A 16,821-nucleotide genomic window follows, 5' to 3' on the forward strand; every position below is an offset into this window, starting at 1 on the left:
GGCGACGACTGCCCAATCGTACAAGGTTCTGCACTGAAAGCTTTGGAAGGTGACGCTGGTTACGAAGAAAAAATCTTCGAATTGGCTGCTGCCTTGGACAGCTACATCCCAACACCTGAGCGTGCTGTGGACAAACCTTTCTTGTTGCCTATCGAAGACGTATTCTCTATCTCTGGCCGTGGTACAGTAGTAACCGGTCGTGTAGAGCGCGGTATCATCCACGTTGGTGACGAGATCGAAATCGTAGGTCTGAAAGAAACTCAAAAAACCACTTGTACCGGTGTTGAAATGTTCCGCAAACTGCTGGACGAAGGTCAAGCGGGTGACAACGTAGGCGTATTGCTGCGTGGTACTAAACGTGAAGACGTAGAGCGTGGTCAAGTATTGGCTAAACCAGGTACTATCACTCCTCACACCAAGTTCAAAGCAGAAGTATACGTACTGAGCAAAGAAGAGGGTGGTCGTCACACTCCATTCTTCGCTAACTACCGTCCACAATTCTACTTCCGTACTACTGACGTAACTGGTGCAGTTACTTTGGAAGAAGGCGTAGAAATGGTAATGCCGGGTGAGAACGTAACCATTACTGTAGAACTGATTGCGCCTATTGCTATGGAAGAAGGTCTGCGCTTTGCGATTCGCGAAGGTGGTCGTACCGTAGGTGCGGGTGTGGTTTCTTCTGTAATCGCTTAAGTTTAGAGGCCAATAGCTCAATTGGTAGAGTATCGGTCTCCAAAACCGAGGGTTGGGGGTTCGAGACCCTCTTGGCCTGCCAAATAAAAAATTAACCGGCCTTGTGCCGGTTAATTTTTTTGTACTTAAGTTTTAAGATTATTTGGAATTAATTAATGGATCAATGCCACTATCTAAAATGAAGGCGGGTGGGGTATTGATAAGTGAGTAAAGATGACAGAACATCCGTCTGGACGCAAAGAAGACCATCAGAAAAAGGAAGTCGTGGTAAGTCATAAGCCGGCTCCTGAAAAGAAAGAAGGTCTGTTTGCATATTTTAAGAGCTCTTGGACTGAGTTTAAGAAGGTAGTTTGGCCAAGTCGTGATGAAGCGGTCAAAATGACTGTATTCGTGATTATCTTCGTTGCAGTTTTAGCAGCCTTCATTTATGCGGCAGATACAATTATTTCATGGTTGTTTTTTGATGTTTTATTAAATAGGAAAGGGTAAAGATGTCAAAGCGTTGGTATGTGGTACAGGCCTATTCCGGTTTCGAGAAAAATGTTCAAAAAACATTGAGAGAGCGTATTGCTCGTGAAAACATGGAAGAATATTTCGGTCAGATTCTCGTTCCTGTAGAGGAAGTGGTAGATATCAAGAATGGCCGAAAAACCATCAGTGAGCGTAAATTCTATCCAGGCTATGTGTTGGTTGAAATGGAAATGACCGATGATTCATGGCATTTGGTTAAGAGTACCCCTCGAGTAAATGGCTTTGTAGGTGGTAGCGGAAATCGTCCAATCCCAATTTCTCAAAAAGATGCAGATGCTATTTTGCAACAAGCCAAAACAGGTGTTGAGAAGCCAAAACCAAAAGTTGAATTCGAAGTGGGTCAGCAGGTTCGTGTGAATGAAGGTCCATTTGCTGATTTCAATGGAATTGTTGATGAAGTTAACTACGAGCGTAATAGACTGCGTGTTTCAGTTCAAATTTTTGGTCGGGAAACACCGGTTGAATTAGAGTTCGGTCAGGTTGAAAAGATTTAAGTGGTTTAATTCGCTTGAAAATTTTTTTTTAAGCAGATATAATCGCAAATTCTGTTTGGGAAGCGGAATGGTTCCGCGTTATACCCGTTTTTAGGAGTCCTTAAGTGGCAAAGAAAATTATCGGCTACATCAAACTGCAAATTCCTGCAGGTAAAGCCAATCCATCTCCCCCAGTTGGTCCTGCTTTGGGTCAGCGTGGTTTGAACATCATGGAATTCTGTAAAGCATTTAATGCTGCAACCCAAGGTATGGAACCTGGTTTGCCAATTCCAGTCGTGATTACTGCATTTGCAGATAAATCATTTACATTTGTGATGAAAACTCCACCAGCTTCTATCTTGTTGAAAAAAGCTGCTGGTCTGCAAAAAGGTAGTTCTAATCCTCTGACTAACAAAGTGGGTAAATTGACCCGCGCTCAGTTGGAAGAAATTGCTAAAACTAAAGAGCCTGATTTGACTGCTGCTGACTTGGATGCGGCTGTTCGTACTATCGCAGGTTCTGCTCGCTCAATGGGCTTGGACGTGGAGGGTGTTGTATAATGGCTAAAGTATCTAAACGCTTGAAAGCTCTGCGCTCTTCTGTTGAAGCTAACAAACTGTACGCAATCGACGAAGCAATTGCTTTGGTTAAAAAAGCTGCTACTGCTAAATTTGACGAGTCTGTTGATGTATCTTTCAACTTGGGCGTTGATCCTCGTAAATCTGACCAAGTTATCCGTGGTTCAGTCGTTCTGCCTAAAGGTACCGGTAAAACAACTCGCGTAGCTGTATTTACTCAAGGTGCAAATGCAGATGCTGCTAAAGAAGCTGGTGCAGATATTGTCGGTTTTGAAGATCTGGCCGCTGAAATCAAAGCTGGTAACCTGAACTTTGACGTTGTTATTGCTTCTCCTGATGCAATGCGTATCGTTGGTCAATTGGGTACCATCTTGGGTCCTCGTGGTTTGATGCCAAACCCTAAAGTAGGTACTGTTACTCCTAACGTTGCTGAAGCAGTTAAAAATGCAAAAGCAGGTCAAGTACAATACCGTACAGATAAAGCCGGTATCGTTCATGCAACTATCGGTCGTGCTTCTTTCGCTGAAGCTGACTTGAAAGAAAACTTCAATGCGCTGCTGGATGCTATCGTTAAAGCCAAACCTGCTGCTGCAAAAGGCCAGTACCTGAAAAAAGTTGCTGTATCCAGCACTATGGGTTTGGGTGTTCGCGTTGATACTGCAAGCGTGAACAACTAAGAAATTTTCAGGTGATCCGGTTTTCTGGATTACCTGAATTTGGGCTACTTAAAATTAAGTAGATGTCCAAGACCGTAGGGATCGTAAGATTTAATCGTAACTGCCCTACGCAGACGGTAGTCCTGAAACACATTGCAAGATTGCTTGTAAGATGTCTTTTTAGGTTACCGCGCTGGTGGGATATCATTTCGGTATCCTGTTTATAAACAGTGGGAGGTAGACCTTGAGTCTCAATATTGAAACCAAGAAAGTGGCCGTAGAGGAAATTAGCGCAGCAATTGCTAACGCTCAAACTCTCGTAGTCGCTGAATATCGCGGTATCAGTGTTTCCAGCATGACTGAGCTTCGTGCAAATGCACGTAAAGAAGGCGTTTACTTGCGCGTTCTGAAAAATACTCTGGCTCGTCGTGCAGTAGAGGGTACTTCATTCGCAGATTTGGCCGATCAAATGGTTGGTCCATTGGTTTATGCTGCTTCTGAAGATGCTGTTGCTGCTGCTAAAGTGCTGCACCAATTCGCGAAAAAAGATGACAAAATTATCATTAAAGCCGGTTCTTACAATGGCGAAGTAATGGATGCTGCTCAGGTTGCTGAGTTGGCTTCTATTCCAAGCCGCGAAGAGCTGTTGTCCAAACTGTTGTTCGTTATGCAAGCTCCTGTATCAGGCTTTGCACGTGGTTTGGCTGCTTTGGCAGAGAAAAAAGCTGGCGAAGAAGCCGCTTAATCGATTTTGTTTCATTTAATCAATTATTTTTTAATACAATATTTGGAGTATAAATAGCATGGCTATTACTAAAGAAGACATTTTGGAAGCCGTTGGTTCTTTGACCGTAATGGAATTGAACGACCTGGTTAAAGCTTTTGAAGAAAAATTTGGTGTTTCTGCTGCTGCAGTTGCAGTTGCAGGCCCTGCAGGTGCTGGTGCAGCTGCTGCTGAAGAAAAAACTGAATTTGACGTAGTATTGGCTTCTGCCGGTGATCAAAAAGTTGGCGTGATTAAAGTTGTCCGCGCTCTCACTGGCTTGGGTCTGAAAGAAGCTAAAGACATCGTTGACGGTGCACCTAAAACTCTGAAAGAAGGTGTTTCTAAAGCTGAAGCTGAAGACATCCAAAAACAACTGGAAGAAGCCGGCGCTAAAGTCGAAATCAAATAATTTGATGCTTCCTATGAAGGCTGGCAGTTTTCTGCCAGCCTTATTTTACTTCTTAAAATAAGCATCAGGCATTGTTTACATTTATTTGCATAGCCTTTATAAAATCATTGCAAATAAATGTAAATATCAGATTGATGCATGCCGTTGTTTCAGACGGCCTATTATTTAAAATTGCTTTTCGGAGTGTATATGAGCTATTCGTTTACCGAGAAAAAACGTATCCGTAAGAGTTTTGCAAAGCGAGAGAATGTCTTAGATGTTCCTTTCCTGCTGGCAACCCAAATTGATTCTTATGCGAAATTTTTGCAGCTGGAAAATGCTTTTGACCAACGTACTGATGATGGTCTGCAAGCGGCATTTAATTCTATTTTCCCGATTGTGAGCCATAATGGTTATGCGCGCTTGGAGTTTGTGCATTACACATTGGGCGAGCCTTTGTTCGATATTCCTGAATGCCAATTGCGCGGCATTACTTATGCGGCCCCATTGCGTGCTCGTATCCGTTTGGTGATTTTGGATAAAGAAGCATCTAAGCCGACAGTAAAAGAAGTTCGTGAAAACGAAGTGTATATGGGCGAAATCCCATTGATGACGCCAAGTGGCTCTTTTGTTATCAATGGTACTGAGCGTGTGATTGTTTCCCAGCTGCACCGTTCTCCTGGCGTGTTCTTTGAGCATGACCGTGGTAAAACACATTCTTCCGGTAAGTTGTTGTTCTCTGCTCGTATTATTCCTTACCGTGGTTCATGGTTGGATTTCGAATTTGATCCAAAAGATTTGCTGTATTTCCGTATCGACCGTCGCCGTAAAATGCCGGTTACGATTTTGTTGAAAGCTTTAGGCTACAACAATGAACAAATTTTGGATATTTTCTACGACAAAGAAACTTTCTATTTGTCTTCAAACGGTGTTCAAACTGATCTGGTTGCAGGCCGTCTGAAAGGTGAAACTGCCAAAGTTGATATCTTGGATAAAGAAGGCAATGTACTGGTCGCCAAAGGTAAACGCATTACTGCGAAAAATATCCGTGATATTACCAATGCAGGCTTGACTCGTCTGGATGTAGAGCCAGAAAGCCTGTTGGGTAAAGCATTGGCTGCTGACCTGATTGATCCGGAAACTGGCGAAGTATTGGCTTCTGCTAACGATGAAATTACAGAAGAACTGTTGGCCAAGCTTGATATCCATGGCGTAAAAGAAATTACGACCCTTTATATCAATGAATTGGATCAAGGCGGCTACATCTCCAGCACTCTGCGTACAGACGAAACTGCTGATCAGCAAGCTGCACGCGTAGCGATTTATCGCATGATGCGTCCTGGCGAACCGCCTACCGAAGAAGCTGTTGAGCAGCTCTTCAACCGCTTGTTCTTCAGTGAAGACAGCTATGATTTGTCTCGCGTAGGCCGTATGAAATTTAATACGCGCACATACGAGCAAAAACTGTCTGAAGCACAACAAAACTCTTGGTATGGCCGTTTGTTGAATGAAACTTTGGCCGGTACAGCTGAAAAAGGCGGTTACGTTCTGAGCGTTGAAGACATTGTTGCTTCTATTGCGACATTGGTTGAACTGCGTAATGGTCATGGCGAAGTAGACGATATCGACCACTTGGGCAATCGTCGTGTTCGTTCTGTGGGTGAGTTGACTGAAAACCAATTCCGCAGCGGTTTGGCTCGTGTAGAACGTGCAGTTAAAGAGCGTTTGAACCAAGCAGAATCTGAGAACTTGATGCCGCATGACTTGATCAATGCAAAACCTGTTTCTGCCGCGATTAAAGAATTCTTCGGCTCTAGCCAATTGAGCCAATTTATGGATCAGACTAACCCATTGTCTGAAGTAACCCATAAGCGCCGTGTATCTGCATTGGGCCCGGGCGGTTTGACTCGTGAACGTGCAGGCTTTGAGGTGCGAGACGTACATCCGACCCACTATGGCCGTGTATGTCCTATTGAAACACCTGAGGGTCCAAACATTGGTTTGATCAACTCATTGTCCGTTTATGCGCGTACCAATGATTATGGCTTCTTGGAAACGCCTTACCGTCGTGTTGTCGATGGCAAAGTAACTGAAGAAATCGATTACTTGTCTGCTATCGAAGAAGGTCGTTATGTGATTGCACAGGCGAATGCCGATTTGGACAAAGACGGTAATTTGATTGGCGACTTGGTTACTTGTCGTGAAAAAGGCGAAACTATTATGGCAACGCCTGACCGCGTTCAATATATGGACGTGGCAACCGGTCAAGTGGTATCCGTTGCAGCATCTTTGATTCCATTCTTGGAACATGATGACGCGAACCGTGCATTGATGGGTGCCAACATGCAACGTCAGGCCGTACCGTGCCTGCGTCCTGAAAAACCAATGGTTGGTACCGGTATCGAACGCTCTGTTGCCGTTGACTCTGCAACTGCAATCGTTGCCCGCCGCGGCGGTGTGGTTGAGTATGTAGATGCCAACCGCGTCGTAGTTCGTGTTCATGATGATGAAGCGACTGCCGGTGAAGTGGGTGTCGATATTTACAACTTGGTTAAATTCACCCGTTCCAACCAGTCTACCAACATCAACCAACGTCCGGCCGTAAAAGCAGGCGATGTGTTGCAACGTGGTGACTTGGTGGCCGACGGTGCATCTACCGACTTGGGCGAGTTGGCTTTGGGTCAAAACATGACCATCGCCTTCATGCCATGGAACGGTTACAACTACGAAGACTCGATTCTGATTTCAGAAAAAGTGGCTGCGGACGATCGTTATACTTCGATTCACATTGAAGAACTGAACGTTGTTGCACGTGACACTAAACTGGGTGCGGAAGACATTACCCGCGATATTCCGAACTTGTCTGAGCGTATGCAAAGCCGTTTGGATGAATCCGGTATCGTATATATCGGTGCAGAAGTAGAAGCCGGTGACGTCTTGGTAGGTAAAGTAACGCCTAAAGGCGAAACCCAACTGACTCCTGAAGAAAAACTGCTGCGTGCCATTTTCGGTGAAAAAGCATCTGACGTAAAAGATACTTCATTGCGTATGCCTACTGGCATGAGCGGTACCGTTATCGACGTTCAAGTCTTTACTCGTGAAGGTATCCAACGCGACAAACGTGCTCAATCCATTATTGATTCTGAATTGAAACGTTACCGTCAAGATTTGGGCGATCAATTGCGTATTTTCGATAATGACGCATTCGACCGTATCGAGCGTATGATTGTTGGTCAAAAAGCCAATGGTGGTCCGATGAAGCTGGCTAAAGGCAGTGAAATCACTACCGAATATCTGGCAAGCCTGTCCAGCAAACATGATTGGTTTGACATCCGTCTGGCTGACGAAGATTTGGCCAAACAGTTGGAACTGATTAAATTGAGCCTGCAACAAAAACGTGAAGAAGCGGATGAGTTGTATGAGATCAAGAAGAAAAAACTGACCCAAGGCGACGAGCTGCAACCGGGCGTACAAAAAATGGTGAAAGTATTTATCGCCATCAAACGCCGTCTGCAAGCCGGTGACAAAATGGCGGGTCGCCACGGTAACAAAGGTGTGGTATCACGCATTCTGCCGGTGGAAGATATGCCTTACATGGCTGACGGCCGTCCAGTAGACATCGTACTGAACCCATTGGGCGTACCTTCCCGTATGAACATCGGTCAGATTTTGGAAGTTCACTTGGGTTGGGCGGCAAAAGGTATCGGCGAACGCATCGACCGTATGCTGAAAGAGCAACGCAAAGCCAGCGAGCTGCGTGAATTCTTGAACAAGCTCTACAACGGTAGCGGTAAGAAAGAAGATTTGGACAGCCTGACAGATGAGGAAATCATCGAATTGGCTTCCAACCTGCGTAAAGGCGCATCTTTCGCCTCTCCTGTATTCGACGGTGCAAAAGAGTCTGAAATCCGCGAAATGTTGAACTTGGCTTACCCAAGTGAAGATCCTGAGGTTGAGAAACTGGGCTTCAACGATAGTAAAACTCAAATTACGCTGTATGACGGCCGTTCAGGTGAAGCATTTGACCGCAAGGTTACAGTCGGTGTGATGCACTATCTGAAACTGCACCACTTGGTTGACGAAAAAATGCATGCCCGCTCTACCGGTCCATACAGTTTGGTTACCCAGCAGCCTCTGGGTGGTAAAGCTCAGTTCGGTGGCCAACGTTTCGGTGAGATGGAGGTTTGGGCATTGGAAGCATACGGTGCGGCATATACGCTGCAAGAGATGCTGACTGTGAAGTCTGACGACGTGAACGGCCGTACCAAAATGTACGAGAACATCGTCAAAGGCGAACACAAAATCGATGCCGGTATGCCTGAATCCTTCAACGTATTGGTTAAAGAGATTCGCTCACTGGGCTTGGATATCGATTTGGAACGTTACTAAACAGAAGTTTTCAGACGGCCTTTTAAGGTCGTCTGAAAAAGCGGTTTCAGAATAAGAATGAAGCAATCGGCATTTAGGCCGTCTGAAATCAAAAGTACCGTTTCCCAATATCGAAAATCCGCCATGCGGTAAAAATACTTCCTTCAAGGAGCAAAAATGAATTTGTTGAACTTATTTAATCCGTTGCAAACTGCCGGCATGGAAGAAGAGTTTGATGCCATCAAAATCGGTATTGCCTCTCCCGAAACCATCCGCTCATGGTCTTATGGCGAAGTTAAAAAACCTGAAACCATCAACTACCGTACGTTCAAACCTGAGCGCGACGGTTTGTTCTGCGCCAAAATCTTTGGCCCGGTCAAAGATTATGAATGTTTGTGCGGTAAATACAAACGCTTGAAATTTAAAGGCGTAACCTGTGAAAAATGTGGCGTAGAAGTGACCTTGTCTAAAGTACGCCGCGAACGCATGGGCCACATTGAATTGGCTGCACCAGTTGCCCACATTTGGTTCTTGAAATCCCTGCCTTCCCGCTTGGGTATGGTACTGGACATGACTTTGCGCGATATCGAACGCGTATTGTACTTTGAAGCATTTGTGGTAACCGATCCCGGCATGACTCCGCTGCAACGTCGTCAATTGCTGACAGAAGACGATTACTACAACAAATTGGACGAATACGGCGACGACTTCGATGCCAAAATGGGTGCAGAAGGTATCCGCGAATTGCTGCGTACCTTGGATGTAGCAGGCGAAATCGAAATCCTGCGTCAAGAGCTGGAATCTACCGGCTCTGACACCAAAATTAAAAAAATCGCTAAACGTTTGAAAGTATTGGAAGCCTTCCACCGTTCCGGTATGAAACTGGAATGGATGATTATGGATGTGCTGCCGGTATTGCCACCTGATTTGCGTCCGTTGGTTCCATTGGATGGCGGTCGTTTTGCCACTTCCGATTTGAACGATTTGTATCGTCGCGTTATTAACCGTAACAACCGTCTGAAACGTCTGTTGGAACTGCATGCTCCTGACATCATCGTTCGTAACGAAAAACGTATGTTGCAAGAAGCAGTTGACTCCCTGTTGGATAATGGCCGTCGCGGTAAAGCCATGACCGGTGCCAACAAACGTCCGCTGAAATCATTGGCTGACATGATTAAAGGTAAAGGCGGCCGCTTCCGTCAAAACCTGCTGGGTAAGCGTGTGGACTACTCCGGTCGTTCAGTGATTACCGTAGGCCCATACCTGCGTCTGCACCAATGTGGTCTGCCGAAAAAAATGGCGTTGGAGTTGTTCAAACCATTCATTTTCCATAAATTGGAAAAACAAGGTTTGGCTTCTACCGTTAAAGCTGCGAAAAAACTGGTAGAACAAGAAGTACCTGAAGTATGGGATATCTTGGAAGAAGTAATCCGCGAACATCCGATTATGCTGAACCGTGCGCCAACCCTGCACCGTTTGGGTATTCAAGCGTTCGAACCTATCCTGATTGAAGGTAAAGCGATTCAGTTGCACCCATTGGTGTGTGCCGCATTTAACGCCGACTTTGACGGTGACCAAATGGCTGTACACGTTCCATTGAGCTTGGAAGCACAAATGGAGGCACGCACGCTGATGCTGGCTTCAAACAACGTATTGTCTCCAGCCAACGGCGAACCAATCATCGTACCTTCTCAAGATATCGTATTGGGTCTGTACTACATGACCCGCGACCGTATCAATGCCAAAGGCGAAGGCAGCCTGTTTGCCGATGTGAAAGAAGTGCATCGTGCATACCATACCAAACAGGTTGAACTGGGTACGAAAATTACCGTACGTCTGCGCGAATGGGTGAAAAACGAAGCAGGTGAGTTTGAGCCTGTCGTTAACCGTTACGAAACAACCGTCGGCCGTGCATTGTTGAGCGAAATCTTGCCTAAAGGCCTGCCGTTCGAGTACATTAACAAAGCGCTGAAGAAAAAAGAAATTTCTAAACTGATTAACGCATCATTCCGTCTGTGCGGCCTGCGTGAAACTGTTATTTTCGCCGACCACCTGATGTATACCGGTTTCGGTTTTGCGGCTAAAGGCGGTATTTCCATTGCGGTTGACGATATGGAAATACCGAAAGAAAAAGCAGCCTTGCTGGCCGAGGCTAATGCCGAAGTTAAAGAAATCGAAGACCAATACCGTCAAGGTTTGGTAACCAATGGTGAACGTTACAACAAAGTAGTCGATATTTGGGGACGTGCCGGCGATAAGATCGCTAAAGCGATGATGGACAACCTGTCTAAACAAAAAGTTATCGACCGTGACGGCAACGAAGTTGATCAAGAGTCCTTCAACTCTATTTACATGATGGCCGACTCTGGTGCCCGTGGTTCTGCGGCTCAGATTAAACAGTTGTCCGGTATGCGTGGTTTGATGGCCAAACCTGACGGCTCTATTATCGAAACGCCGATTACCTCTAACTTCCGCGAAGGTTTGACCGTATTGCAATACTTTATTGCTACCCACGGTGCGCGTAAAGGTTTGGCGGATACCGCGTTGAAAACGGCAAACTCTGGTTACCTGACCCGTCGTCTGGTAGACGTAACTCAAGACTTGGTCGTTGTTGAAGATGATTGCGGTACTTCAGACGGCTTTGTCATGAAAGCAGTAGTACAAGGCGGTGATGTAATTGAAGCTTTGCGTGAGCGTATTTTGGGTCGCGTTACTGCTTCTGATGTTGTCGATCCTTCAACTGGCGAGACTTTGGTTGAAGCCGGTACATTGTTGACCGAGAAACTGGTAGATATGATCGACCAATCCGGTGTCGATGAAGTCAAAGTCCGTACGCCAATTACTTGTAAAACCCGTCATGGTTTGTGTGCACACTGTTATGGCCGCGACTTGGCGCGCGGTAAACTGGTTAACGCTGGTGAAGCTGTAGGTGTAATTGCTGCACAATCTATTGGTGAGCCAGGTACTCAGCTGACCATGCGTACGTTCCACATCGGTGGTGCGGCATCTCGTGCGGCAGCAGCCAGCCAAGTGGAAGCCAAATCCAATGGTACAGCTCGTTTCAGCAGCCAAATGCGTTACGTTGCCAACAACAAAGGCGAATTGGTTGTCATTGGCCGCTCTTGTGAAGTAGTGATTCACGACGATATCGGTCGCGAACGTGAACGTCACAAAGTACCTTACGGTGCAATCCTGCTGGTACAAGACGGCGAAGCCATTAAAGCCGGTCAAACTTTGGCAACTTGGGATCCGCATACCCGTCCGATGATTACCGAACACGCAGGTATGGTGAAATTCGAGAACGTGGAAGAGGGTGTTACCGTTGCGAAACAAACTGACGATGTAACCGGTTTGTCTACTCTGGTAGTGATTGACGGCAAACGTCGTTCTTCTAGTGCTTCTAAACTGTTGCGTCCGACTGTCAAACTGTTGGATGAAAATGGTCTGGAAATTTGCATTCCTGGTACGACTACCCCAGTTTCTATGGCATTCCCGGTCGGTGCGGTGATTACCATCCGTGAAGGTCAGGAAGTCGGTAAGGGTGATGTGTTGGCGCGTATTCCACAAGCGTCTTCTAAAACCCGCGATATTACCGGTGGTCTGCCACGCGTAGCCGAATTGTTTGAAGCACGCGTGCCGAAAGATGCCGGCATGTTGGCTGAAATTACCGGTACCGTTTCCTTCGGTAAAGAAACCAAAGGTAAACAGCGCCTGATTATTACCGACGTAGACGGTGTAGCATACGAAACCCTGATTTCTAAAGAGAAACAGATTTTGGTACACGACGGTCAAGTGGTAAACCGCGGTGAAACCATCGTGGACGGTGCTGTAGATCCACATGACATTCTGCGTCTGCAAGGTATCGAAGCATTGGCTCGCTACATTGTCCAAGAGGTACAAGAGGTTTACCGCCTACAAGGTGTGAAGATTTCCGATAAACACATCGAAGTCATCATCCGCCAAATGCTGCGTCGAGTGAACATTGTTGATTCCGGTGATACAGAGTTCATTACTGGCGAACAAGTTGAGCGTGGCGATGTGATGCTTGCCAATGAAAAAGCCATGGCTGAAGACAAAGAGCCGGCACGTTACGAAAACGTGTTGCTGGGTATTACCAAAGCCTCCTTGTCTACAGACAGTTTCATTTCTGCGGCATCGTTCCAAGAAACAACCCGCGTCTTGACAGAGGCCGCTATTATGGGCAAACAAGACGAACTGCGCGGTTTGAAAGAGAACGTGATTGTCGGTCGTTTGATTCCTGCCGGTACAGGTTTGACCTACCACCGCAGCCGCCATCAACAATGGCAGCAAGCCGATCAAGAAGTTTCTGAAACCGAAGCTTCAGACGAATAATCCCGAGCGATTATTGTGAAAATAAAACCGCAAGCCAGTCTTGCGGTTTTATTTTTTAGAGGACTTAAAAGAGGGTAGAGATTAAGGCCGTCTGAATAAATAAGGAAAGCAATGGAGAAAAAATAAGTAGAGAACCATATTTAAAATGACAAAGGCCGTCTGAATGTTTCAGACGGCCTTTGTTTCTAAAATTTAGACATAAATTGGAAAACACCAAACTTTATCAGTCATTTGCTTGACTAAACCCTTGCAATAAAAATATAATTCCAATCTTGTCGACATGGTGTCGGCAAGTATTTAACTCAACAGGACGAGAAAATATGCCAACTATTAACCAATTGGTACGCAAAGGCCGTCAAAAGCCTGTGTACGTAAACAAAGTGCCTGCACTGGAAGCTTGCCCGCAAAAACGTGGCGTGTGCACCCGTGTATACACAACTACCCCTAAAAAACCTAACTCTGCATTGCGTAAAGTATGTAAAGTTCGCCTGACCAACGGTTTTGAAGTAATTTCATACATCGGTGGTGAAGGCCACAACCTGCAAGAGCACAGCGTCGTATTGATTCGCGGCGGTCGTGTAAAAGACTTGCCAGGTGTACGTTACCACACTGTACGCGGTTCTTTGGATACTGCAGGTGTTAAAGACCGTAAACAAGCCCGTTCTAAATACGGTGCTAAGCGTCCTAAATAATTATCGGGACTCAAATAGGCACGTCGGCCGCCTAAGCTGAACAACGGCCGAGTAAGTGAATACTCAATTGGGTATTCATGGGAATTGCCCCAACTGAATAGATTAAAGGAAATTAAAATGCCAAGACGTAGAGAAGTCCCTAAGCGCGACGTACTGCCAGATCCTAAATTCGGCAGCGTTGAGCTGACTAAATTCATGAACGTATTGATGATTGACGGTAAAAAATCTGTTGCAGAACGTATCGTTTACGGTGCGCTGGAACAAATTGAGAAAAAAACCGGCAAAGTAGCAATCGAAGTATTTAACGAAGCCATTGCAAACGCCAAACCTATCGTGGAAGTGAAAAGCCGCCGTGTAGGTGGTGCAAACTACCAAGTTCCTGTTGAAGTTCGTCCTTCACGTCGTCTGGCTTTGGCAATGCGCTGGGTTCGCGACGCGGCCCGTAAACGTGGTGAGAAATCTATGGACCTGCGTTTGGCAGGCGAATTGATTGATGCGGCTGAAGGTCGTGGCGGTGCGTTGAAAAAACGTGAAGAAGTACACCGCATGGCTGAAGCTAACAAAGCATTCTCTCACTTCCGTTTCTAATATCGAAAGGCTAACAAAATGGCTCGTAAGACCCCTATCAGCCTGTATCGCAATATCGGTATTTCTGCCCATATTGACGCGGGTAAAACAACCACAACAGAACGTATTTTGTTCTATACAGGTTTGACTCATAAATTGGGCGAAGTGCATGACGGCGCGGCTACTACCGACTACATGGAACAAGAGCAAGAGCGTGGTATTACCATTACTTCTGCTGCTGTGACTTCTTATTGGTCCGGTATGGCGAAACAGTTCCCTGAGCACCGTTTCAACATCATCGACACCCCGGGACACGTTGACTTTACCGTAGAGGTAGAGCGTTCTATGCGTGTATTGGACGGCGCAGTAATGGTTTACTGTGCAGTAGGCGGTGTTCAACCTCAATCTGAAACCGTATGGCGTCAAGCTAATAAATACCAAGTACCTCGCTTGGCATTTGTAAACAAAATGGACCGTCAAGGTGCCAACTTCTTCCGCGTTGTTGAGCAAATGAAAACCCGTTTGCGCGCAAACCCAGTACCTATCGTGATTCCGGTTGGTGCGGAAGACAGCTTCAGCGGTGTTGTTGACCTGTTGAAAATGAAATCCATTATTTGGAATGAAGCCGATAAAGGTACAACCTTTACCTATGGCGATATTCCTGCTGAATTGGTTGAGACTGCTGAAGAATGGCGTCAAAACATGATTGAAGCTGCAGCAGAAGCCAGCGAAGAATTGATGGATAAATACTTGGGCGGTGATGAGCTGACTGAAGAAGAAATCGTAGGCGCATTGCGTCAACGTACTTTGGCTGGTGAAATTCAACCAATGTTGTGCGGTTCAGCATTTAAAAACAAAGGTGTTCAACGTATGTTGGATGCAGTTGTAGAATTGCTGCCTGCTCCTACCGACATTCCTCCAGTTCAAGGTGTTAACCCTAACACTGAAGAAGCCGACAGCCGTCAAGCCAGCGATGAAGAGAAATTCTCTGCATTGGCGTTCAAAATGTTGAACGATAAATACGTTGGTCAGTTGACTTTTATCCGCGTTTACTCTGGTGTTGTGAAATCCGGTGATACCGTATTGAACTCAGTAAAAGGTACTCGCGAACGTATCGGTCGTCTGGTGCAAATGACTGCTGCAGACCGTACTGAAATTGAAGAAGTACGCGCTGGTGATATTGCAGCTGCGATCGGTCTTAAAGACGTTACCACTGGTGAAACCCTGTGTGCTGAAAGCGCACCAATCATCTTGGAACGCATGGAATTCCCTGAGCCGGTAATTCACATTGCTGTTGAACCAAAAACCAAAGCCGACCAAGAGAAAATGGGTATCGCCCTGAACCGTCTGGCGAAAGAAGACCCTTCTTTCCGCGTTCGTACAGACGAAGAATCCGGTCAAACCATTATTTCCGGTATGGGTGAATTGCACTTGGAAATTATTGTTGATCGTATGAAACGCGAATTCGGTGTGGAAGCTAACATTGGTGCGCCTCAAGTTGCATACCGTGAAACTATCCGCAAAGAAGTTGAAGCTGAATACAAACACGCTAAACAATCCGGTGGTAAAGGTCAATACGGTCACGTTGTGATCAAAATGGAACCTATGGAGCCGGGTGGTGCAGGTTACGAATTTATCGACGAAATTAAAGGTGGTGTGATTCCTCGCGAATTCATTCCGTCTGTCGATAAAGGTATCCGCGATACCCTGCCTAACGGTATCGTTGCAGGTTACCCAGTAGTTGACGTACGCGTACGTTTGATCTTCGGTTCTTCACACGACGTTGACTCCTCTCAACTGGCGTTCGAATTGGCTGCTTCTCAAGCCTTTAAAGAAGGTATGCGTAAAGCCAATCCTGCTCTGCTTGAGCCAATCATGGCAGTTGAAGTGGAAACCCCTGAAGAATACATGGGTGACGTAATGGGCGACTTGAACCGTCGTCGTGGCGTTGTATTGGGTATGGATGATGACGGTATCGGCGGTAAAAAAGTCCGTGCCGAAGTACCTCTGGCAGAAATGTTCGGTTACTCAACCGACCTGCGTTCTGCAACCCAAGGTCGCGCTACTTACTCCATGGAGTTCAAAAAATACGCTGAAGCTCCTGCTCACGTAGCTGCTGCTGTAACTGAAGCCCGCAAAGGCTAATCAGAAAAGACCGTCTGAAACTGAAAATAAATTTTCAGACGGCCATTGTTCTTTAATCGATCTTTATATGTAAAGGAATTAGCTCATGGCTAAGGAAAAATTTGAACGTAGCAAACCGCACGTAAACGTTGGCACCATCGGTCACGTTGACCATGGTAAAACCACTCTGACTGCTGCTTTGACTACTATTTTGGCTAAAAAATTCGGTGGCGCTGCAAAAGCTTACGACCAAATCGACAACGCTCCTGAAGAAAAAGCTCGTGGTATTACCATTAATACCTCACACGTAGAATACGAAACTGAAACCCGTCACTACGCACACGTAGACTGCCCGGGCCACGCCGACTACGTTAAAAACATGATTACCGGTGCTGCCCAAATGGACGGCGCGATCTTGGTATGTTCTGCCGCTGACGGTCCTATGCCTCAAACTCGCGAACACATCCTGTTGGCTCGCCAAGTAGGTGTACCTTACATCATCGTATTCATGAATAAATGCGACATGGTTGACGATGCCGAGTTGTTGGAACTGGTTGAAATGGAAATCCGTGACCTGTTGTCAAGCTACGACTTCCCAGGCGACGACTGCCCAATCGTACAAGGTTCTGCAC

13 protein-coding genes and 1 tRNA gene are annotated in these 16,821 nt (G+C 46.1%); all 14 read left to right on the plus strand.

The window, feature by feature from the left end; all coding sequences use genetic code 11:
- Positions 1-693: EF-Tu C-terminal domain-related protein (locus HMPREF2606_RS07425; RefSeq protein ID WP_283122355.1), on the plus strand; the 693-nt coding region annotated here is incomplete at its 5' end.
- 6 nt (positions 694-699) lie between these two features.
- Positions 700-775, plus strand: a tRNA-Trp gene (locus tag HMPREF2606_RS07430).
- 131 nt (positions 776-906) lie between these two features.
- On the plus strand, positions 907-1,182 hold the full coding sequence (gene secE, locus HMPREF2606_RS07435) for a preprotein translocase subunit SecE (RefSeq protein WP_070711970.1): 276 nt from the start codon (positions 907-909) through the stop codon (positions 1,180-1,182).
- Between the two features lie 2 nt (positions 1,183-1,184).
- On the plus strand, positions 1,185-1,718 hold the full coding sequence (nusG, locus tag HMPREF2606_RS07440; RefSeq protein WP_070711969.1) for a transcription termination/antitermination protein NusG: 534 nt from the start codon (positions 1,185-1,187) through the stop codon (positions 1,716-1,718).
- A gap of 104 nt (positions 1,719-1,822) precedes the next feature.
- The gene (gene rplK, locus HMPREF2606_RS07445) at positions 1,823-2,257 is read left to right on the plus strand and encodes a 50S ribosomal protein L11 (RefSeq protein WP_002220151.1); all 435 of its coding nucleotides are present in this window, start codon (positions 1,823-1,825) and stop codon (positions 2,255-2,257) included.
- A complete protein-coding gene (gene rplA / locus HMPREF2606_RS07450) occupies positions 2,257-2,952 on the plus strand; it encodes a 50S ribosomal protein L1 (protein ID WP_003677918.1) in 696 nt (231 codons plus the stop codon). Before rplK ends, rplA begins: the two co-directional genes overlap by 1 nt.
- A 223-nt stretch (positions 2,953-3,175) precedes the next feature.
- Positions 3,176-3,676, plus strand: a complete 501-nt coding sequence (gene rplJ / locus HMPREF2606_RS07455) for a 50S ribosomal protein L10 (RefSeq protein ID WP_070711968.1) — start codon at positions 3,176-3,178, stop codon at positions 3,674-3,676.
- Between the two features lie 58 nt (positions 3,677-3,734).
- Positions 3,735-4,106, plus strand: a complete 372-nt coding sequence (rplL, locus tag HMPREF2606_RS07460) for a 50S ribosomal protein L7/L12 (RefSeq protein ID WP_070583257.1) — start codon at positions 3,735-3,737, stop codon at positions 4,104-4,106.
- 189 nt (positions 4,107-4,295) lie between these two features.
- On the plus strand, positions 4,296-8,474 hold the full coding sequence (gene rpoB, locus HMPREF2606_RS07465; protein ID WP_070711967.1) for a DNA-directed RNA polymerase subunit beta: 4,179 nt from the start codon (positions 4,296-4,298) through the stop codon (positions 8,472-8,474).
- Positions 8,475-8,630: 156 nt separating this feature from the next.
- Positions 8,631-12,806 (plus strand): DNA-directed RNA polymerase subunit beta', encoded by a 4,176-nt coding sequence (gene rpoC, locus HMPREF2606_RS07470; RefSeq protein WP_070711966.1) that lies wholly within the window; start codon positions 8,631-8,633, stop codon positions 12,804-12,806.
- A gap of 320 nt (positions 12,807-13,126) precedes the next feature.
- Positions 13,127-13,498: a 30S ribosomal protein S12 gene (gene rpsL, locus HMPREF2606_RS07475; RefSeq protein ID WP_002218431.1), complete on the plus strand. Its 372-nt coding sequence runs from the start codon at positions 13,127-13,129 to the stop codon at positions 13,496-13,498.
- 117 nt (positions 13,499-13,615) lie between these two features.
- Complete coding sequence (gene rpsG / locus HMPREF2606_RS07480; protein WP_002240962.1) at positions 13,616-14,086, plus strand: 30S ribosomal protein S7; 471 nt, start codon at positions 13,616-13,618, stop codon at positions 14,084-14,086.
- Positions 14,087-14,104: 18 nt separating this feature from the next.
- Entirely contained in the window at positions 14,105-16,210 is a 2,106-nt protein-coding gene (gene fusA, locus HMPREF2606_RS07485) for an elongation factor G (RefSeq protein WP_036491326.1), read from the plus strand.
- Between the two features lie 85 nt (positions 16,211-16,295).
- On the plus strand, positions 16,296-16,821 hold a 526-nt coding region (locus HMPREF2606_RS07490; RefSeq protein ID WP_003677906.1), incomplete at its 3' end, for a GTP-binding protein.

This window comes from Neisseria sp. HMSC070H10 (assembly GCF_001837635.1).
GTDB lineage: Bacteria > Pseudomonadota > Gammaproteobacteria > Burkholderiales > Neisseriaceae > Neisseria > Neisseria subflava_A.